The sequence below is a fragment of the Ochrobactrum sp. RH2CCR150 genome (assembly GCA_014138095.1).
In the GTDB taxonomy this organism is placed as follows: domain Bacteria; phylum Pseudomonadota; class Alphaproteobacteria; order Rhizobiales; family Rhizobiaceae; genus Brucella; species Brucella gambitense.
Map to the genome: position 1 here is coordinate 23,308 of JACGXE010000002.1, position 19,680 is coordinate 42,987.

The window sequence follows — 19,680 nt, forward strand, 5'->3', positions numbered from 1 at the left end:
TTGGCTTTGATCCGGTCCTGGGTAGAGAGCGCCAATCATGCGGATTGCCCCTTTCCCCTGAACAATCTGCCCTATGGTGTGTTTTCGGTAGGCGGGAACGCACCGCGTTGCGGCGTCGCCATCGGCGATATGATACTCGATCTTGATAAATGCGAAGCGGCGGGCCTCATCGAAGCTGACGGCACTTTTGCTGAAGCGCAGCTCAATGGTTTCATGGCATTGGGCCGCGCCAAATGGGACGAGGTGCGCGCAACGCTGACGGAGCTGTTGCGTGAAGGCGGCGATACAAGCCTGCCTCTCGTGCCGATGGCCGATGCGCAGATGCACTTGCCCATTCGTGTGACGGAGTTCACCGATTTTTATGCATCGAAAAACCATGCCTTCAATGTGGGCGTGCTGTTTCGCGGACCCGAAAATGCGCTGCCGCCGCAATGGACCCATATGCCGATCGGCTATAATGGGCGCGCCTCTTCGGTTGTGGTGACCGGCACACCGATCCGTCGCCCGATGGGTCAAACCAAAGCTGAACAGGGACCGGTGTGGGACCCCTGCAAAAAGCTTGATCTGGAGCTGGAGCTGGGCGCTATCGTTGGCATCGACAGTGCTATGGGCGAACGCATCAGCGTCGAACAGGCGGAGAATATGATCTTCGGCTATGTTCTGCTCAATGACTGGTCGGCCCGCGACATTCAGGCCTGGGAGTACCAGCCGCTAGGGCCTTTCCAGTCGAAGGCTCTGGGAACGACAATCGGCGCGTGGGTCGTGACGCAGGCTGCGCTTGAGCCGTTCCGCAGCGTGGGCGCAGAGCGCGTCAATCCGCTTCTGCCCTATCTGCATGAAGACCGTCCGGGCTTCTACGATCTCGCTATCGGCTGGACCATGAACGGTCAGCAGATGGCTGAGACGAACTACAATGTCATGTATTATTCGAGCGCACAGCAGCTTGCGCATCATACCGAAACCGGTTGCCCTATGCGGGTGGGGGATCTGCTTGGTTCCGGCACGATTTCCGGTCCGAGCCTCGATCAGACCGGCGCTCTTCTGGAAATGACGCAGAACGGCAAGAACCCGGTCACGGTGAATGGCGCGAGCCGCACCTTCATTGAGGATGGCGACGAGGTTGGCCTTTTTGCGGAAGCCAGAGGCGATGGCTATCGCATCGGCTTTGGGCCCTGTATCGGCCAGATTCTCCCGGCGCAGCCATGACGGTGACTTTATATGATTACTGGCGCTCCTCCTCGGCCTATCGCGTGCGTCTTGCGTTGGCCCTGAAGGGGATCGCCTATGAGCATGTGCCGGTGGATCTGACTGCGGGTGCGCAGTTATCGCTCGAGCATCTGGCGCTGCAACCGCAGGGGCTTGTGCCCGTTCTCAAAATCGACGGGCTGGTGCTGGTCCAGTCGCTGGCGATTATCGAATATCTGGACGAGACGCGGCCCGACCCCGCCTTGCTCCCGCGCGATGCAGCGGGAAGGGCGCATGTCCGCGCGCTGGCTGAAGCAATCGCCTGCGAAATCCATCCGGTTTCCAACCTTCGGGTTTTGGCACAGGTGGAGGCGTTGGCGGGCAAGGAAGCTCGCGCGACGTGGAACAGCGACAATATCCGCGGTGGTCTGGAAGCGTTTGAAAAGCTGCTTGATCATCCGGGTTTCGAAGGTCGCTTCTGCCATGGCGATACGCCGGGCTTGGCCGATTGCGTGCTGGTTCCCCAGCTTTACAATGCAAGCCGCTGGGGCGTCGAGTGGCAGCATCTTCCGCGTATTGCAGCAGTGGCTAAGGCCTGCGCAGAGTTGCCGGCCTTTGCGGCAGCGGCTCCCGAACAGTTCCAGCCAGCATAGACAGCTTGAACAGACAGGCAGATAAATCCCGGCACATGTGCCGGGATTTTTGTTTTGGGCATCAGCTCTTTGCTGCCGTGACATTGATCGTGACGGCAATCGTCTTGGATACCCATTCGGCAGCCGGGTCGGAGAACATGCCGAGATTAAGCGCTGCGCGATCAAGCTCGATGCTGCCTTCCACCGCTGCCATGTCGCCTTCGGGCTTGTAGGTGAAGGGTAGGACGACCGGTACGGCCTTGTTCTTGATCGTCAGGATAGCGTCGGCTTCATAGCGCTCGCCGCCAAGAGACCGGAAGCTCTTGGTCTCGAAATGCGCATCGGGGAAGCGACGGGCATTGAACCATTCGCCGTTCTTGAGCGAACTTTCCTGCGTGGAGTCGCCGGTCGTCGCCGAGCCGGTGTTGACCGTGATGACGGCTTTCGAACCGGCGAGATTGTCGGGATCGAAACGAATATCGCCGCTCCACTGGCTGAACTGTCCGGCAAAATTCTTGCCCGCATGGGTGCCGGTAAAGCGGATGGCAGACGCGGCCGGGTCAATGGTCCATGCGGTGGCATTGGCCTCGCCTGTTGTTGCGGTGGCTGGTGCGGGGGATGCAGGTGTTTGTGGCGCCGCTTCAACCGGCTCCGCTTGTGCCACAACAGGTTCAGAAGGCAGAGGCGTGGTTGGCAGATGCATGGCGTAGCCTGCAAGCCCGATCATGACGACAAAAGCAATGCCGAGACCGCGCGGCAACATGGCTCTGCCCGGGAGCACCGCGTCGCCATGGTCTTTGCTGCGCAGGAAGGGCAGCATCTGGGCCAGTACACCGTCGCGGTCGATCAGCTGGTGCTTCAGTGCGGCGGCAATGTGCAGGACAATAAGAGCGGCACCCCCATAGGCCATATAGGCATGGGCGCCCATGGCCCCGAAGGCAACGTCGCGCATACCGTCCATGGCCGGAATAGCCGGAACATCGAACAGGCCGAACCACGATGTCGCCACCATCAGCGGGCGATCCGTGCTGATAGCCCAGCCAGTTGAGACATAGGTCCAACCGGTCAGCGGAATGGCCAGCAGGAGGGCATAAAAGGCAATGTGGGTCGCGCGCGCCAGCATGCGTTCCCAGCCCTTCATGTCGGATGGTAGTGCCGGAACCGGATGGGTCAGACGCCAGATCACGCGAAGCAGGGTCAAGGCCAGAATGGCGAAACCGATGGACTTGTGGAGCTGGAACAGCTGATAGGCGAGCTGCTGTGTGTCGGGATTGTTGATAGCCCTGACCATCCACCAGCCCATCGGGATCATGGAGATGACGAGAATGGCTATGGCCCAATGCAGCAATATGGCCACTGTGCTGTAGCGTTTGGCCTTGCCCTGTCCGTGGCTATTGGATGTTGAGGGCGACGATAGGTTGGGGGCTTGGGGATGAGTGTTCATTGTCATCCTGACGGGGTCGAGGCCGAATGCCGCCAATGCGGTATCGGACAAAGATTTCGTGATTCAAATGGCGGAACCCACCGGCGCGGCTTGGGAGGAGACGCAGCCGGTGGGGCATTCGATTTAGTCAATCAAGCCTGGACTTAGCTTGCTTCCTGAATGAACTCGCCGTCGAAGCGGATGGTGATATCCGGACCGACGGGGCCGAGCGCCTGACCGAATTCGGTGCGGTTGAAGGTGCCTTCTGCAGCGAAGCCGAGCGCCGGCACGCCAGCATAAGGATGGCTGTCGATTGCGCCAATAAGCGTGGCTTTCAGCGTGACGGGCTTGGTCACGCCCAGAAGTGTCAGGTCGCCAACAATGTCGGCTGTCGTGTCGCCGGTCGACGTGACCTTGGTCGACTTGAATGTGATTGTCGGATGGGCGTCACTGTTCAGGAAGTTCGGCGAGCGGCTGACATCTTCGTCCCAGGTTGCAAAGCCGGAATCGGCATGCGTGGCCTTGTAATCTGCCGGATAGGCGGTGGCGACGGAGGTGGGGTCGATGGTCACTTCGATCGAAGAGTTTTCGATCTTGGCCGGGTCGAGCTTCAATGTTGCGTCGAACTTGTTGAAGCGGGCCGTATAGTTGGAAATCTGGTTATGCTTCAGGGACCACAGCAGGGCCGCATGTGTCGGATCAAGCTTGTAGGTGCCAGCTGGCGCTGTTGCTTCGGATGCCGCCGTTTGCGCGTAGGAAACACCTGATGCTGCGCCGAGCATTCCCAGAGCGATGACTGCAGAGAAAATGCGCTGCCCGTTCATTTTCATAACCAAAAATCCTTTCTGTGTTGATTGGTTTTCGGATTATGGAAAAACGAGGCGTACACGTTGAAATGAATTAATGTTGAGGGATGTCCTCTTGAAATTATGAGCCATCGAAACGGTTCATTTGATGGGTATTTCGGAGCGCCGATCTCATTGAAATATTAGAATATTATTTTACAGTAAGTCGCCATATGGTACGATTTTCCAAATTCAGTGAGGATTTTTTCCGTGGTTAAAACGGAAAATGCAGGCTTCCCGAATTTAGTTTTGGAGCTGCTTTCGGCTCTTTCGTCCATGGTGGCGAAGCAGTGCTTTTTATCCAACCAGCGATGCGCTCAGCAAAAGCGCGCCCGTGAGCGCGATAAAGAGGGCGGCGCAGACTTCAACGACCGCCTTCAACCGGCCCGACATGGCGTTGCTGCCTGCGAAGCGCAGCGCAACATTCTTGGCCGTGACGGCTAGTGTGGCGAGCACCGCCACGGTGAGAAAAGTCCCGAAGGCCATGGCGAAGACAGACAGCAATCCACCCATCAGCAAGCCGTTGAGCAGCGCAAAGGTCAGCACGATCAGCGCGCCGGAACATGGACGAAGGCCGACCGAGAAAATGGCGGACCACGCCGTCGTCCAGTTGAATTCGTCGCCAAGTGTCGATGGATCGGCGATATGGGCATTGCCGCAGGCAGCGCAAACATCGCTTTCACCAATGAAGACATGGTCTGTTGCAACTGCCGCTGCCGCAGCGGGCTTGTAGTTGAGTTTGACCGTGCTGCCGCCTGCCGCCGCGCGCGTCGTTTGCGAAATGCTGCCTTGCCAGGCAGGACCGCTTGCCATAGCCGGTTGCGGCGTGCCTGCAAAAAGGGCTGCGGCCGGGCTTGCCCCGGATACGTTGCCTCTGGGCTTGCGGAAAAGAAGCGGCAGTTTGCGGGCCAGAAGCCACAGGCCGAAGAACAGCACCAGCGCGAAGCTGGTAATTTCCATATAGCGGGCGGTCTGGTTCATCGAAATGCCGGTGCCGCGCAGCACCAGCCATGCAAGGCCAACCACGACAATCGCCATTATGGCCTGTAGCAGCGATGAGATGAAGGACAGGAAAATGCCGCGCCGCAGCGCCGTTTCATTGGCGATCATATAGGAGGAGATCACCGCTTTGCCGTGCCCCGGACCAGCCGCATGGAAGATGCCGTAGATGAAGGAAAGACCGATCAGAATGGAAGCCTGCCACGGGTCTTCGCGCATGGCTTTCAGCGCGGTGGTCATGGCGAGATAGAACGAGCGCTGCTGCTCGTTCATCCAGAGAATGATATGCGCAAACGGTCCGGTCGGCGTCATGGCCACTTCATTCGCACCGATGCCAAGAGATGATTGCGCAAGCGCTTGCGCAGCAATGACAATCAGGCAAGAGGTGAGTATGAGCGTCGCCGTTCTCTTCATCTGCTGGTCTATCCTTTCGCTGCGCACTCGATTTCAAGACGTGTGGCAAAAATCTTCGACATGTCGGTGCCCGCCGGATCGTTGAAGAAAGCCTCGGTCAGCGTTGCCTGATTTTGCGCGATGGCCTGATCGGGATCGGGTCGCACCACGGTCGATTTACAGCCCTTGGGCATTCCTTTGACGACCAGATCCTTGTCGCTCACATAGTCGATGGCGGTGTAGAAGGTCGGGTCATAGACGCCGAAACTGACCTTGTGGCCGGGTTGCACCTTGAGCGGCTTGGCGGGCTTGCTGGTGAAGACGATCAGCAGGCGATTGTCGGTAAAGTCGGCGGCGAGATCGTTGGGCCTTGCCATTGCGACATCCTTGCCGTCTTCCAGAACGCTCTGGAAATATTTGAACTCCGCAATGGACTCATTGATGACATGGCCGAGATCGATCAGCTCTTTATGGTCGAGCTTGAGATCGCCATTCTTGTCGAATTCCATCAGTACGGTCGACGAGAACACATCGTCGAAGCGCCAGACATGGGCGAGTTGCTGAACTGTTCCGTCCGGCGCAAGGGTCAGTTCCAGACGCGCTTCGGCAAAGACATGCGGGTGGGCAAGCGCAACCGTCGGCACAAGGCCAGCAGCAGTAAGTGCAGCTGCGATGGTCCGGGCGAGCCGGCCTTTGAACCGTGATGACGAAGCCTGCATATAGTCTTTCCGTGAGAGTTATCTAATGCTCAAAGCCGAAGACGGCGAAAGTGGGACGCTTAGCCCAAAAACGACGATAGTTTTATGAAGTCTGGGGCTTTGTGGACGTGTTCTGCTCGCGGTCCTTGAACCACTGGGTCAGAAAATCCACAAGCGCGCGAATTTTCGCTGGCAGATAGCGGCGATGTGGATAGACAGCATAGATGCCGCCATCCTTGACGATGAATTCGTCCAGACACGCGACCAGCCTGCCGCGCTCGATTTCCTCTTCGGCGATGAAGACGGGCAGCATACTGAAACCGAGGCCCGCCAGCGCCGCATTTTTGGTGGCGACTGGGCTGTTGACCTCGATGGGGCCATTGACCGGCACAGTCATCATCGAGCCGTCCGTATTGCGGAAGTGCCAGTTGTTGCGCGAGCGGGCATTGGTGTCGATGATGCAGGGCCTGTCGGTCAGGTCTTCCGGGCGTTCCGGCTTGCCGACGCGGGCAATCAATTCCGGTGCGCCGCACAGAATGGAATGAAAAGGCGAAAGCCTCTTGGCAATCAGCGAAGAGTCCTGCAGACGCGTGATGCGGATGGCGAGGTCAAAACCTTCTTCGACCAGATCGACGAAACGGTCGTCCAGCCGAACATCGAGCACGATTTCAGGATGGGCAAGGCAGAAGTCGATCAGCGACTGGCCAATCACCGCATCGGCAAAGGTGCGTGGGGCAGACAGTTTTATCCGCCCGCGCGCATCGGAGCTGGTTTCGCTGACAGCATCCTGAAGGGCATCAATCTCGCGGATGATTTCCACAGCGCGATGATAATAGGTGTGGCCCGCCTCGGTCAGTGAGAACTGGCGCGTGGTGCGGTTGAGAAGGCGCGCGCCCAGCTCGTCTTCCAGTTCGCGCACATATTTGGACAGCAGGGCCTTGGAGCGCCCGATTTTTCGCGCTGCGGCGGAAAATCCTTCCGCCTCGACCACGTCGATAAAGGCGCGCATACGTGTCAGCGTGTCCATCTGTTCTAGCCCCGCGTTTCAAGAATGGTTTTGCCAAGCGCGATCAGCGCCCGATCGCTGCCACGTGGTCCGATGAGAGAGATGCCGAATGGCGCGCCGTCAACGCGGCCGAGCGGCAAGTTGATCTGTGGCAGGCCTGAGAGCACCGAAAGACAGAGCAGGCGCAAGGCCTGTTCACGATAGGCCTGCAACGCTTCGAACGGCAGGTTGGCCAGTGGCGCGGCGCCCGGAACGGTGGGGAGTGCAAGCACGGCATGATCGCCGATGATCGCCTCAAGCTCCTGCGTGAAACGCGCTCGCCGTGTCCGCTGTTGCGCCAGTATCTCGGGCGTGATCTGCGATCCAAAAACGAAGCGGTCGGCAACGCCGGGTCCAAGCTGACGCTCGCCGGACGATATCCATTCGCCGTGGGTGGCCCATGCTTCGGCGCCCTGTATCTGCCGGAAGGTGAGATAAAGCTCGTCGATAGACAAGGTCGGCTGGCTGGCCGCCTTCAGGCCGGAGAAATGCGGGCGGATCGCCCCGAACATGACGCGATAGGCATCGGTTTCGTCCTGTCCAAGCAGCAGTTGCTCCAGAACCGGCATATACAGCAATTGGTTCAGCTGAAACGACAGGCTGTCTTCACCCAGCAGGACCGCGCCCACTTTTTCGTAAAGCGCGATGTCGCGTGCAAACCAGCCGATTGTATCAAGCGACGGTGCAAGGGGCATGATGCTTTCAAGCGGGATGCGGCCATGGGTGGTGCGCAGGCCGACAAGGCCGCAGAAGCTTGCAGGGGCGCGGATGGAGCCGCCCGTATCGGAGCCGAGCGCAATGTCGGCGATCCCGCCAGCGACCGCTGCCGCCGAACCGGATGACGATCCGCCGGTTACGCGATCCGGCGCGGCAGGATTGATCGGGTGAGGGTAATGCGAATTCTGTCCCATCAGCGAAAAGGCAAGCTCATCCGTCTGGGCCTTGCCGATGACTTCAGCGCCAGCAGCCATGAGCTTTTGGACCACAGGCGCGGATTTTTCAGCGGGTACTGATTCGGCCAGAATCTGCGGATTGCCGCATCCGGTGACCATTCCAGCCAGATCATAGATGTCCTTGACCGCCAGCCGTTCGCCGAAAAGTGGACCATTTTCCGCGTGGGGAAGGGGATTTTCGGGCTTCGCGATGATCGCATTGAAGGGATCGAAGGTGGTCATTGTTCACCGCTTGGTGCAGAAATCTGCCATTATGCTGAATAGAAAGTGAAAATTTCCGGTGGAATGTTTCACTATTGCTGAACAATGGCAAGCACACAGACCCGCTGAAACAGCGGAAAAATAAATTCGTTTCGACAAAGATTTGTCATTGAATGGTCACGGCTTTGCGCTTATATCGCCCTTGCCCAAAGTCGCACGTGCCTGTGGGTGTCCGCCGATCCTCGAATGGTGAGGAATTCGGTACGGTACCTGGACCTAACCGCTCCAGTCGATCTGTTGGCCAACCGCCAGATCGAGGACATCTTGAAGCAACGACGGTGCGGGCCTTTCTAGTGTCTTTCGGCTGTCCAAAAGCCGAAATTACTGAAGAGGCACACCTTCATTGCCGGTAGTGCGGATGCGGTTCTCCAATTCCAATCCAAGGCAGACAAAGCGGAGTAACGCGGGTTTAGCGTTGTTCCATCGCCGCATGTTCTTTCGTGTGATATCAGCGCCTCCAAAGGCTGACTTCGCGGCGAGGGTCTCATGCACCTTTGTCTCTTAGAGAATTTCCATTCCCGTAAGCTAGGGATGGTCCTCTAAGTATTTGTTTTTATGTGCAGTTTGCAGAAAAGGCAGCAACTTTTCGCGATTGTGCACCAAAAACGGCCCGGTTAGGGTCGCCGCAGGAGAACGACTATGGCTACACAGCGCATCATTGATTTCCTCAACACCCGTCGCCCGGACGGTCCGTGCCTCGTCGTCGATACCGATGTGGTTCGCGAGAACTATCACAGCTTTGAGAAGGCATTGCCCTATTCCCGCATTTTCTATGCGGTGAAGGCCAATCCTGCGCCAGAAATCCTGCGCCTGCTCGCTTCGCTTGGTTCTTGCTTTGACACCGCTTCGGTTGCCGAAATTGAAATGGCGCTGGAAGCCGGTGCAACGCCGAACCGTATTTCCTACGGCAACACCATCAAGAAGGAGCGCGATATTGCGCGCGCTTTCGAGCTGGGCATCCGTCTCTATGCAGTCGACTCCGTGGAAGAAGTCGAGAAGGTCGCGCGCGCCGCTCCTGGCAGCCGCGTCTTCTGCCGCGTTCTGACCGACGGTGAAGGCGCCGAATGGCCGCTGTCGCGCAAGTTCGGCTGCGTGCCTGCAATGGCCGTGGACGTGCTGCGCCATGCCAAGGTGTTCGGCCTCGATTCTTATGGCGTATCGTTCCATGTCGGCTCGCAACAGACGGACCTTTCGGCCTGGGACCGCGCGCTTGGCGATGCGGCATCGGTGTTCCGCACCCTTGCCGATGAAGGCATCGTGCTGCGCATGGTCAATATGGGCGGTGGTTTCCCCACCCGTTACCTCAAGGACGTGCCGACCGCTCAGGCCTATGGCATGGCGATCTTCGACGCGCTGTCCAAGCATTTCGGCAACCGCATTCCGGAAACTATCATTGAACCGGGCCGCGGCATGGTCGGCAATGCAGGCGTGATCAAGACCGAAGTGGTTCTGGTCTCCCGCAAGGCGGACAACGACAATGTGCGCTGGGTCTATCTCGACATTGGCAAGTTCGGCGGTCTCGCCGAAACCATGGACGAGGCGATCCGCTATCAGATCGTGACCCCGCATGACGGCAGTGAAACCGAGCCTTGCGTGCTGGCTGGCCCGACCTGCGACAGTGCGGATGTTCTTTACGAAAAGACGCCGTATCCGCTGCCGGTCTCGCTGACCATCGGTGACGAAATACTCATCGAAGGCACGGGCGCTTACACCACCACCTATTCGGCGGTGGCGTTTAACGGCTTCGAACCGCTCCGATCCTACGTCATCTGATCTTTCAGGTTCGGTATGATCCCGAAAAGTGGGAACCGGTTTTCGGATAAGATCATACCGTCAGAGACCTGAATGATCCTCTCAATCTGTCCGGTGCCGCAAGGCACTGGACGGGGTGTGCTGCTGCCGCTTTGCGGGGATAGATGTGATGAATGCAATTCTCGATTTTCAGGACAATGACGCCGCTGGCTTCGTGCAGGGCTTTGCCCCCGTTGCTGCGCCTGCTTTTGCAATAGCAGGCGAGACGGTGGAGCACGTGCTGGCGCGTGAAGCGCTGCTCGACCGCGCCATGGGCGAAGGCCGTCGCAGAAAGTCTTCGGAAAAGTTGCGTCGCGGTCGTTTGCCCGCCGCAGGGCTGGCCTTTGCTGCCGAGAGTGCTGATGGCGCTCTCTCCGGCACCGTTCGTCTGTGGAATGTTCAGGCTGGCATTGATGCCTTCGGCTTTCCGGTTGCCGCGCTGCTGCTTGGCCCCCTGGCCGTCGACCCGTCGGCTGCCGGTACCGGTATCGGTTCGGCCCTGATGCGTCATGCGATTGCGCAGGCAGCGATGCTTGGCCACGGCGCGATCCTGCTGGTCGGAGATCCGGAATATTACGAACGTTTCGGCTTCACGGCGGCGAAGACCGGCGAACTGGCTATGCCCGGCCCTTATGAAAGACGGCGTTTTCTGGCGCTCGAACTGAAGCCGGGTCACCTCGACGGCGCCCACGGCGTTCTGCGCGCAAGCGGTCGCAAGGTGCCGCGCGCCGAGATTGCGCGCACTGCCTAAGACCATCTTGCCCGAACTATTTTGAAAGGCGCAGCAGCCGTCCGAAGTTGCGGACGGCTGTAATGGCCAGCCCCGCCAGCAAACCGGCGATCAATCCTGCAATCACGATCAGCTTGCGCGATGTGCCCGAAGGATCGAGCGGTGGGCGAGCTTCCGAAAGCACACGGATATTGACCGTGTTGAGGCCTTCCTGTTCGCCGGTTTCACGCGAGCGCAGGAGGAATGCTTCATAGACGGAGCGGCGGGCCGCCGCTTCGCGTTCCAGTTCGCGCAGCTTGACCAGATCGCCATTATTATTGGCCTGTTGCGCTTTCAGCTGCGCCAGACGAGCCGACAATTCCTTTTCCTGCTGAACTGATCGCTGAACCTCGACCTGAAGCGAGGAACGGATGCGGCGCAGCTCTGCGTCGATATCGCCGAGGATAGCACCTGCCTGCGATTGCGCCTGGATCAATTGCGGATGGCGCGGCCCAAGCTGTGAAGACATGCCGTTTGCCGCCTGTCTTGCCTGCGCATATTGCGCCCGCAAGGCGGTCAGTGTGTTGGACCGGAATTCTTCCGGCAATGTACCGGCAACCACATTGTCCGACGTGGCGCTGTTCATCACCTCGATACGCGCCTGCAACCGCATCGTCTCTGCGCGCTGGTTGGAAAGCTGTTCGTTGAGACGGCCAAGATCGCTGTCGCTGATGAGCTTGCCGTCGACATCCACGAGGTCATGCGCGGCGCGGAAATCTGCCGCTGCTGTTTCCGCCTGCTCGACGCTTGCGCGCAGGCTGGCAAGCCGGGTGGACAGTTCTTCCGATGTACGACGGGTCGCATCGGATTGCATCGAGACAAGCTCGTTCTGAAACACCGTGCTGATCGTATTGGCCAGGGAAGCCGATTTTTGCGGATCGCGGGTCTTGACCGAAATCGAATAGATGAAGGTCTTGGCATCGCGGTCGATCTTCATCGCCTTGTAGAGATTATAGAGCACCCGCGTTTCCAGCGCCTGCCCGTCGCTCGTCTTCCTGGCTGACAGCATGTCGCGGATCTGCGCGAAGAAACCGGCCACGCCAGTTGGCACCAGCGTTCCGTTGAATTCGGGATCTTGCGTGAGCTTGGTCTGGTCGATCACTTTCAAAAGCACGCTGCTGGAACCGACAATGCGCGCCTGACTTTCTGCCACGGCCAGCGAAGCGTCAGTCGGCAACTGGCCGGGGGTCAGTTCGGTACCAACGGTTTTGATATTGCGCGGATCGACCAGCACATCGGTCGTCGCGACATACATGGTTGGCACGGAAAGCGCGATCAGCACACCGGCGATGCCGCCGAGAACGGTCGTGACGAGCAGAAGCTTGCGCGATCCCTTGATCACGTCAATTGCCGCATAGGGGTCGATCAGCGGGCGCCAGCTATTGTCATCGGCGCGATCCTTATCCGGCGTTCTAGCCGCGTGATCTGCGGAAACAGGTGTTTCCGGTGCCAACAGTGTCTCTTCGGGGATCGGCTGAGGCGAGGGCTGGTCCTCAACCAGTTCCTGCCTGCGCCGCTCGCGCGCGACGAGCTTACGGTCAAGTTCGGTTTCTATGGCCGCAAGACGCTCCTGCAAGGCCGCAAGTTCTTCCTCGGTCAGCCGTTCCGGGCTGAGATCGTGCGTGCGACCGAATTCCTCGCGCTCTTCTTTCGAAGCGGGTGGAGTCCATGGGGGCGTCTGGGTTTGTGTCTGGGCAGATGTCGGGGAGGTCGGTGTCCGGCTCAAGCCAGCGGGCGCGTCGGAGAATGAGAGAAGGGGTTTCCCGCTCTCCTCTTTATGACGCTTATCATCGCTGCTCATTGCCTGAAATATCCGAACTCTGAAAACCCGTTTGGGTTGAGACTGTAAGTGCCTACGGGAAAAAAATGGTTAATGTTATAGAAAATCGCCCTATGCAATATGCTGGCCGTTAACCATTCCAAGTTTTGCGCTGGCTTTTCGCTTCGGCCCGTGAAACATGCCAGATTGTGAGCGATGCGACGAACACAAAGGCTCGTTGGTGATAGCGAAAGCAATTCAAAAAATTTCTGGTCTCAAGTCCGGCATGCTCAGGGATTATCTCTCGCTCATCTCCGGTTCGGTCGGGCGCCTCGTGGTGTCGCTGGTTTATTTCATCGCGCTCGCCAATACGCTGCCGACCGGCGATTTCGGTATTTTCGCGACCGCATCGGGCACCGGCGTCATGCTGTCCCGCATCGTTTCGCTGGGCTTCACCTCGCCGCTTTACCGCATCTCCACCGTCAAGCCGCATCTGCTCGGCACCTATAGCGCCGGATATCTCATGGCGGTGGTGGCGTCGCTGCCGTTGTTCGCCGTCTGCTCGTGGCTGGTCTATCTGGTCTTCTTCAGCCGGGATATCACGCTTCTGCCCTTCGCCGTCATCATCGTGGCGGAAGCCCTGTTCTGGCGCTCGGCGGAAGTCATCATCATCGTCAATAACGGCCTCAACCGGTTTGGCATTTCGGCGGGTCTCGTCATTTTCGGCACGGTCACGCGGGCAGTGGCGGCGGTACTGTTCACCTGGATGGCGGCAGTGCACAATGTTGCCCATTGGGCATGGTGGTATCTCGCGGCCAACGCAGTAGCGCTTGCGGTGTCGATCTATTTCTATCCGCGCAGAAAAATCCGTTTTCGGCCCAAACTTTATATACGCCGCATCGCGGATTCGATTGCTGTCGCCGGGGCGGAACTGCTCTTCTATGTGCAAAGCGAGCTGGACAAATTGCTGGTGCTCAGTGTCGGCGGGCCGGAAATTGCCGGGCTTTATGCCATCGTCATGCGGCTGGTCGATCTGACGGCGCTGCCGGTGCGCTCCTTCAACATGATGCTGGTGCAAAAACTGATGCGCAAGCCGGACATGCTGTCGAGCCTGCGCCTGCGCGCAGGACTGGAAGCGGCGGTGTTCGCCGTTTCGGTGGGCGGTCTTGCGGCGCTTGCAATCTTCCTCTGGGTGTTTCCAAATGCGCTCGGCGCAAATGTGGCGGCGATTGTCAGCCTGCTGCCGCTGGTATTGCTGGTGCCGGGCTTTCGCAATCTCATCGAATACCAGACAGAGCTTCTCTATGCGCGCGGCCAGTCGGGTCTGCGCACGCTCAGCCTCGTCATCATGACGGCAGCCAAGGCTCTGTTTGTCTGGTTGCTGCTGCGCCATGCCGCCAGCGGCAATGACTGGATTGCAGGCCTCAATCTCGTGTTCGGCGCGCTTTATATCCTGTCGCTGGTTTTCACCTATACGAGCTTACGGTTGCCCGCCAAGCGCATTTAAATTTATGCGCCGATAATGCGGCGTATATCGTCGACCGAGAGGCCAAGGAAAGACTGCATGCAGATGGCCACCTGATAGGGCTCCATTTCGGTGATGAACGCGCGGAATTCCGCCTCGCTCGGTGGTGGCTCGAACCACATCACCCGACACAGATCCCTCGTGTCGGTATAGTGACCCGCGCCGTTCAGCACATCTTCCACATAGCGGCCATAGATGAAACATTCCGAAAAACGGCGGTCCATCCCGATGCCTGCCACCCAGTGGCGTCCCGTCTGTTGTTCGATGCGCTCGCACATGGAAAGCATCGTGTCGCGCCGCCAGGCGATGAGCTGGCCGACATAATCGTTGAGCGAGGGTTTGGTCTCGGGAATACCCAGAACCTTTGCCGCATTGGCGGACCAGAACGGATGCTCTGTCCATTTCGGGTCGGCCAGAGCATTGGGACGCACGAAGAAGCGCAGCCGGTCTTCGTGCCAGAAACTGTTGCAGTCGAACGGATGGAGAAAGACCGTGTCGGAATCGGTATAGAGAAAACTGTCTTCCTTCAGCACTTGCGCCACGGCGATGCGTCGCAATTGCTGCACATGCCAGCCGCGCAGCGGCCTTGTCTTCAGCGATAGCCAGATGCGGCGTTTGCCGAGGGAGGTCGGATCGGGAAAAACATGCAGCCATGAGGGCAGCAGCTCGCGCTCATCGATGACGATGCGGCGTGGTCCGGCCAGCTGACGGAAAAGCGGGACATCGCGCGGTTCAACGAGGAGGTAGTGATTGGTGTAACCGCTCACATATTCGTCCACCGTCTCGCACAGCAGTTTGCAGCGTTCGAAATCCTTGTCATAGCTTGCCGTGACAATAGCGTTTTTCATCGATTGCCTCGCTTGAAATATCCCGGAAGTCCATGGACCATGACGCGCCACAGGAAGAGCGGATTGCCAACCAGATAGCGTCCCGCCAGTCGCACGGGCTCGCGCATTAGCCGGTAAGCCCATTCAAGCCGCATCTGGCGCACCCATTGTGGTGCGCGTTCCGTTGCGCCAGCCTGAAAGTCGAACAGCGCGCCAACCGCGCAGGCCATGGCGCAATGCGCTGTTGTGATTTGTGTCTCGATGAACAGTTCCTGCAACGGTACGCCCATGGCGACCAGCAGGATATCCGGCCTGTCGGCTGCAAGCCGGTCGAGGATGGCAGTCAACTGGTCCGCAGTGAAAAAACCGTCTGCATAGACCCGATAGTCATGCTGCGGCGCAAGCACATGAAATGCTTCTGCGGCCTTTTCAGGAATGCCGGGCCGCCCGCCGATCAATCCAATGCGCAGCGGGCGCTTGATATGGCCGAGAAGGCGCGGCACGAAATCCGTTCCGTTGAGATTGGCAGGGAATTTCAGCCCGTAGGCGATCTTGCTTGCAATATCGACGCCGACACCATCGGGCAGCACGAGAAAACCCTGCAAAGCCTGCTTATAGGTCGCATCGACATGCGCAACATTGGCGCAATGGGCGTTGAGCCATGCCACGCGCTGGAACTGCCCGCCTTCGAGCGTCTTGTCGAAAAAGTCGAGCGCTTCGCTCCAGTCGAAGCAGGCGACGTCAATGCCAAGAATATTGCGGGTTGGGGCAGAACTGCGTTCCAGCATCATTGGATTCCGGCCGCGCGCTTCGCAGCCTGACGCAGCGCTTCCAGCCCGCGTTTCAGCGCCTGATCCATGCCTTCAATCTGCGAGTGGGTAAAGGCCTTGCCGTCGAGCATCTGGCGGTCGCCTGCTCGGGCCGTCGCAATGCGCGTCTTGATTGCTGCTGCAAATTTCGCGGGCGTGTCGGCAAGGGTGCAGTTCTCAGGAATGCGCGCGATGCCACGCACGGAATGCGGCGTGGCGACGCTCGGCATGCCCAACTCGAAGGTTTCGATAGTCTTGAGCTGAACGCCGGTGCCCGCGCGGCTGATCAGCGGTACGACGGCGCAACTTTCGACAAAGGCGGTGGCGTCCGGTACTTTGCCGACGAAATTCACGCCCGGCCAGGCGGCAATCAGATCGGCTGGCGTGCTGCCGGCAATCGCGATTGTTACATCCGATGGCAGCAGCGGTCTGACCTCTCTGAGGAACCATTCGAGGCCGATCCGGTTTGGATGCCATGTCCAGGTGCCAATCAAAGCAAGGTCATATTCGATCTCGCGTTTGGCCGATCTGCGTCCGGCTGGCATGACCAGCGGGAAGGTTGCGGCTTTTTCCGGGGAGAGGCCAAGCGCTGGCGCATCGTCCTCGGCAAAGGTGAAGACGAAGGCCGAATTGTCGCAAAGCCGCTTTTCCAGCCGCTTGAGAATGCTGGCTTCGCGGGCAAACAGAAGCTTCTGGATAATGCCCCTGGCATCTTCGGCATTCTCGCGCGCTGAGCGGTGCTCCACATTATGCGCAACAAAAAGCGATGGCTTGTCGCGAAATACGGATTCGAACGCGCCCGCAAGTGCGACGCCGTTCAGCACATAGGCGTCAAAATCGCCACAAGCAGCAATGGTTTCATGCAGTTTCATCGGAGGAATGACGCGCAGCTTGGCGGAGGAAACCGTCAGGCCGGTGAGGAAGGATTTGATGACCCAGCCGATTTTCCGCGCGGCGCTTGCGCCTTCGGTACGCACTTCCACCTCACCCAGCACCACGACATCCGCGTCGGCGGCAGCCTTGCGTCCCGGCCATGTGAAACCGATCACGGTGACATGTGCGCCGGCCCGACGCAGCCCGGTGATGACTGCGGCATTGGCGACTTCATATCCAGTCGAAGCATCTTCGTGGGGTACAAGGGAGGTCACGAAGACAAGACGCAACGGTAGCAATTCGACTCCTGGGGATATGCCGTATTTCCTATGCCATGAGTCATAGCGGCGCGGTGTAAATGATCCTTAAACGCTCGCCTGATAATAAGGCTCGAAATAAATTATTTGAATCGAGTTGGGCGCTGTCTTTGAGTACAACCGCACCAATTGAATAATTGATGTGGCATAGGGAAGTTTACGTGTCAAAATTAGGGCATTTCCGGCAAAAGTGCCAATTGGTTTTGCATCGGATGATAGGGCGCGGTTGAAATTATAATGGACAACACGACGCCGAAGCTTCCCGATCATGTTCAAGTCGTCACGCAAACACCCCATTTGGATTTTGTGAATGTCGAGGTGGTGGTGACGCTGCCGACATTTCGCCGTCCCGAGCATCTTCTGCGAACGCTGGAGAGCCTGAAGGCGCAGGTGACCGGGCGGCAATTTGCTATCATCGTTGTTGAAAATGAGGCGGAAGAACGGGCGGGCGCCAAGGTTGCAGCCCCACTTTTCGCGGCTGGAACCCATCGTGGTCTGGTGATCGTGGAAACGCAGCGCGGCAATTGCAACGCCTATAATGCCGCCTGGCTGACCGCGCTCGGTTACTTCACAAACATGAAACATGTTCTGGTGATCGACGATGACGAACTGGCCGATCCGTCATGGCTGGAAAACATGATGGCGGCGGCGGAACGCTATTCCGTCGATCTGGTCGGCGGTCCGCAGGTGCCGGTCTTCGATCGCCCGGGCTCTGAGGACTGGGCACGTCACCCGGTGTTCCTGCCGACCTATCAGCGCAGCGGGCCGGTGCCAACTCTCTATTCGTCGGGCAATCTGGCCGTCGCCCGGCCTGTGCTGGAAGCGGCGGGTTTTCCGTTTCTCGATCCGATGTTCAACTTCACCGGCGGCGGCGATTCCGATTTCATCAGCCGTTCGGTCGCCAAGGGTTTCAAAACGGGCTGGTGCGCGGAAGCCCCGGTGCATGAAACCGTCCCGGCGCGGCGGCTGGAGGGCGACTGGATCCGGGCGCGCGGTTTGCGCAACGGTATGATTTCAACCATGATGGAGCGGCGCAAGCGCAAGGACGAACCGTTCAGCGCAGCGCGGGTTTTTCTGAAGAGTGCGCTTCTGCTTGGCTTCTCGCCGGTCAAGGCCTTGTACAAGGGAGTTCAGGCGCGGTCGGTTTCCGTCGGCGCCTATTATATCCATGTCGGATTGGGTCGGGTCATGGCGCATTTTGGATATGAGCATGAGCAGTATCGTAACCCCGACAAAAACTGACAGCGGCGCCTCCGGCGCTGTTGCCGCCGGGGTTGCGGGAGCGCACCGCGCGCAGATGCGCAAGGTCGCGCTGGTTGTCGCTGTGATCATCATGTGCGTCCTGATGATTTCGTTTCGTCCTTTCATGCCCGAGCCTGAAAGCGATGGCGGCGGCAGCGGCGATATCGTCAATCAGCTCGGCTTCAGCCTTCTGGGCATTGGGGCCATGGCGGCGCTTGTCACGCTGGCCGACCCGCGAAAAGTGGCGCGGATCGTCGGCTTCGGCTGGTCGCTGATGTTTCTTCTGTTGTTTGCGTCGCTCATGCAGAGCATCTATCCCGGCGTGGTGATGCGCGGCGCTATTTTCACGATGATCGGTGTTTGCTGTGTCGTCGCGGTTCTCGCACTGCCGCAAGACGGTGAGGGCTATGCGCGGCTTTTGATGACTGTAGCCTCCGTTGTGCTGGTCATTTCCTATGCCGGTGTCGTGCTGTTGCCATCGCTTGGTACGCATGGGGCAGACCCGATTGAACCGCAGAACTCTTACCTCTGGCGCGGTGTCTTCAGCCATAAGAATGTTGCCGGTCCGGTCATGGCGGCTTTCGCCTTTTCAGGGCTCTATCTCTGGCGACGCGGCTGGCGCGCAAGCGGCCTGCTGATCGGCCTGTCGGCCTTGTTCTTCGTTGCGCAGACCGGGTCCAAAACCACCATGGCGCTGGTGCCGCTGGCCATGCTGCTGGTGATGGTGCCGGGTGCTTTTGGCCTGCGATTTGTGACGGTCGCGGCGATCTTTTCCATTCAGTTCATGTTCGCGCTGCTGACCTTCGGTTCGGTTCTGTTCGAGCCGATCCGCATCTTTGTCGAGGGTCTCGGTATCGATGCCACTTTCACCGGACGTGTGTCGATCTGGCAGTTCGCCATCGAAAATCTGCCGGGCCGATGGTGGACGGGCTACGGCTATGAAAGCTTCTGGAAGTCGCCCATCGCGCTGGAAGCGGCCAGCCCCTATTATCTCGGCTGGGACGTGCGCAACATGGTCCATGCCCATAATGGCTATCTCGATCTGGTGGTGGCCATGGGCATTCCGGGGCTGATCTGTGGCGTGACGGTGATCATCGTGATGCCGCTGATCAATTACATCCGGTGCAGGCCGCAGCGCGAGAACCTGCTTCTTGCCGATTACTTCCTGATGATCGTGTTCTTCTGCACGTTGAATGCGATGATGGAGAGTTTCTTCTTCCGGCGTGTCGATCCGGTCTGGCTCACCACCCTGTTCGGGATTTTCGGGCTGCGTCTGACATCCAGAATCAGCATACCGAAAAAGCTGGACTGACAATGCGAGCCGCCTCTATCGG

General features: G+C 58.7%; 17 protein-coding genes. 7 read left to right on the plus strand and 10 right to left on the minus strand.

What is annotated here, in order from left to right:
• Window positions 1-1,206, plus strand: a complete 1,206-nt coding sequence (fahA, locus tag FHW03_RS03855; RefSeq protein WP_182519450.1) for a fumarylacetoacetase — start codon at window positions 1-3, stop codon at window positions 1,204-1,206.
• Window positions 1,203-1,838 (plus strand): maleylacetoacetate isomerase, encoded by a 636-nt coding sequence (gene maiA / locus FHW03_RS03860; protein WP_182519451.1) that lies wholly within the window; start codon window positions 1,203-1,205, stop codon window positions 1,836-1,838. The genes fahA and maiA overlap by 4 nt, the downstream gene beginning before the upstream one ends.
• Before the next feature lie 61 nt (window positions 1,839-1,899).
• Here the strand turns inward: maiA and FHW03_RS03865 are convergent, their stop codons facing one another.
• The 6 genes from FHW03_RS03865 to FHW03_RS03890 form a co-directional block, all read right to left on the minus strand.
• Entirely contained in the window at window positions 1,900-3,261 is a 1,362-nt protein-coding gene (locus tag FHW03_RS03865; protein ID WP_182519452.1) for a YceI family protein, read from the minus strand.
• Between the two features lie 143 nt (window positions 3,262-3,404).
• On the minus strand, window positions 3,405-4,070 hold the full coding sequence (locus tag FHW03_RS03870) for a YceI family protein (RefSeq protein WP_182519453.1): 666 nt from the start codon (window positions 4,068-4,070) through the stop codon (window positions 3,405-3,407).
• A 312-nt stretch (window positions 4,071-4,382) separates the two neighbouring features.
• The gene (locus tag FHW03_RS03875; protein ID WP_182519454.1) at window positions 4,383-5,498 is read right to left on the minus strand and encodes a nickel/cobalt transporter; all 1,116 of its coding nucleotides are present in this window, start codon (window positions 5,496-5,498) and stop codon (window positions 4,383-4,385) included.
• 8 nt (window positions 5,499-5,506) lie between these two features.
• Entirely contained in the window at window positions 5,507-6,196 is a 690-nt protein-coding gene (locus FHW03_RS03880) for a DUF1007 family protein (protein ID WP_182519455.1), read from the minus strand.
• Window positions 6,197-6,278: 82 nt separating this feature from the next.
• Window positions 6,279-7,202: a LysR family transcriptional regulator gene (locus tag FHW03_RS03885; protein WP_182519456.1), complete on the minus strand. Its 924-nt coding sequence runs from the start codon at window positions 7,200-7,202 to the stop codon at window positions 6,279-6,281.
• A gap of 5 nt (window positions 7,203-7,207) precedes the next feature.
• Window positions 7,208-8,395 carry an amidase gene (locus FHW03_RS03890; protein WP_182519457.1) on the minus strand — a complete coding sequence of 396 codons (1,188 nt, stop codon included), beginning with the start codon at window positions 8,393-8,395 and terminating at the stop codon, window positions 7,208-7,210.
• Window positions 8,396-9,073: 678 nt separating this feature from the next.
• Here FHW03_RS03890 and odc2 point away from each other — a divergent pair.
• Together odc2 and FHW03_RS03900 are read left to right on the plus strand one after the other, a co-directional pair.
• Window positions 9,074-10,207, plus strand: a complete 1,134-nt coding sequence (gene odc2 / locus FHW03_RS03895; RefSeq protein WP_182519458.1) for an ornithine/lysine decarboxylase — start codon at window positions 9,074-9,076, stop codon at window positions 10,205-10,207.
• A gap of 148 nt (window positions 10,208-10,355) precedes the next feature.
• Window positions 10,356-10,976, plus strand: coding sequence for a GNAT family N-acetyltransferase (locus FHW03_RS03900; protein WP_182519459.1), 621 nt, complete (start codon window positions 10,356-10,358; stop codon window positions 10,974-10,976).
• Window positions 10,977-10,992: 16 nt separating this feature from the next.
• On the opposite strand, the gene FHW03_RS03905 is transcribed toward FHW03_RS03900, so the two are convergent.
• On the minus strand, window positions 10,993-12,795 hold the full coding sequence (locus FHW03_RS03905) for a GumC family protein (RefSeq protein ID WP_182519460.1): 1,803 nt from the start codon (window positions 12,793-12,795) through the stop codon (window positions 10,993-10,995).
• A gap of 199 nt (window positions 12,796-12,994) precedes the next feature.
• On the opposite strand from FHW03_RS03905, the gene FHW03_RS03910 reads away from it, so the two are divergent.
• Window positions 12,995-14,260: a lipopolysaccharide biosynthesis protein gene (locus FHW03_RS03910; protein WP_182519461.1), complete on the plus strand. Its 1,266-nt coding sequence runs from the start codon at window positions 12,995-12,997 to the stop codon at window positions 14,258-14,260.
• 2 nt (window positions 14,261-14,262) lie between these two features.
• Here the strand turns inward: FHW03_RS03910 and FHW03_RS03915 are convergent, their stop codons facing one another.
• The 3 genes from FHW03_RS03915 to FHW03_RS03925 are packed head-to-tail and all read right to left on the minus strand — an operon-like array spanning window position 14,263 to window position 17,077.
• Window positions 14,263-15,126: a DUF6492 family protein gene (locus tag FHW03_RS03915; protein ID WP_182519462.1), complete on the minus strand. Its 864-nt coding sequence runs from the start codon at window positions 15,124-15,126 to the stop codon at window positions 14,263-14,265.
• Window positions 15,123-15,893, minus strand: coding sequence for a WecB/TagA/CpsF family glycosyltransferase (locus FHW03_RS03920; protein WP_182520036.1), 771 nt, complete (start codon window positions 15,891-15,893; stop codon window positions 15,123-15,125). Before FHW03_RS03920 ends, FHW03_RS03915 begins: the two co-directional genes overlap by 4 nt.
• Window positions 15,893-17,077, minus strand: coding sequence for a glycosyltransferase (locus tag FHW03_RS03925; RefSeq protein WP_377514338.1), 1,185 nt, complete (start codon window positions 17,075-17,077; stop codon window positions 15,893-15,895). Before FHW03_RS03925 ends, FHW03_RS03920 begins: the two co-directional genes overlap by 1 nt.
• A gap of 264 nt (window positions 17,078-17,341) precedes the next feature.
• Between FHW03_RS03925 and FHW03_RS03930 the strand changes: the two genes are divergently transcribed.
• Together FHW03_RS03930 and FHW03_RS03935 are read left to right on the plus strand one after the other, a co-directional pair.
• Complete coding sequence (locus FHW03_RS03930; protein ID WP_182519464.1) at window positions 17,342-18,346, plus strand: glycosyltransferase; 1,005 nt, start codon at window positions 17,342-17,344, stop codon at window positions 18,344-18,346.
• Window positions 18,315-19,658: an O-antigen ligase gene (locus FHW03_RS03935; RefSeq protein WP_182519465.1), complete on the plus strand. Its 1,344-nt coding sequence runs from the start codon at window positions 18,315-18,317 to the stop codon at window positions 19,656-19,658. Before FHW03_RS03930 ends, FHW03_RS03935 begins: the two co-directional genes overlap by 32 nt.
• Window positions 19,659-19,680: the final 22 nt, after the last annotated feature.

Bases quoted from the DNA above. Each gene is read 5' to 3' on its own strand.
- FHW03_RS03930 (WP_182519464.1), top strand. From the start codon at position 17,342: ATGGACAACACGACGCCGAAGCTTCCCGATCATGTTCAAGTCGTCACG.
- maiA (WP_182519451.1), top strand. From the start codon at position 1,203: ATGACGGTGACTTTATATGATTACTGGCGCTCCTCCTCGGCCTATCGC.
- FHW03_RS03915 (WP_182519462.1), bottom strand. From the start codon at position 15,126: ATGAAAAACGCTATTGTCACGGCAAGCTATGACAAGGATTTCGAACGC.
- FHW03_RS03885 (WP_182519456.1), bottom strand. From the start codon at position 7,202: ATGGACACGCTGACACGTATGCGCGCCTTTATCGACGTGGTCGAGGCG.
- FHW03_RS03905 (WP_182519460.1), bottom strand. From the start codon at position 12,795: ATGAGCAGCGATGATAAGCGTCATAAAGAGGAGAGCGGGAAACCCCTT.
- FHW03_RS03890 (WP_182519457.1), bottom strand. From the start codon at position 8,395: ATGACCACCTTCGATCCCTTCAATGCGATCATCGCGAAGCCCGAAAAT.
- FHW03_RS03880 (WP_182519455.1), bottom strand. From the start codon at position 6,196: ATGCAGGCTTCGTCATCACGGTTCAAAGGCCGGCTCGCCCGGACCATC.
- odc2 (WP_182519458.1), top strand. From the start codon at position 9,074: ATGGCTACACAGCGCATCATTGATTTCCTCAACACCCGTCGCCCGGAC.
- FHW03_RS03865 (WP_182519452.1), bottom strand. From the start codon at position 3,261: ATGAACACTCATCCCCAAGCCCCCAACCTATCGTCGCCCTCAACATCC.
- FHW03_RS03875 (WP_182519454.1), bottom strand. From the start codon at position 5,498: ATGAAGAGAACGGCGACGCTCATACTCACCTCTTGCCTGATTGTCATT.
- FHW03_RS03920 (WP_182520036.1), bottom strand. From the start codon at position 15,893: ATGCTGGAACGCAGTTCTGCCCCAACCCGCAATATTCTTGGCATTGAC.
- FHW03_RS03900 (WP_182519459.1), top strand. From the start codon at position 10,356: ATGAATGCAATTCTCGATTTTCAGGACAATGACGCCGCTGGCTTCGTG.
- FHW03_RS03935 (WP_182519465.1), top strand. From the start codon at position 18,315: ATGAGCAGTATCGTAACCCCGACAAAAACTGACAGCGGCGCCTCCGGC.
- FHW03_RS03870 (WP_182519453.1), bottom strand. From the start codon at position 4,070: ATGAAAATGAACGGGCAGCGCATTTTCTCTGCAGTCATCGCTCTGGGA.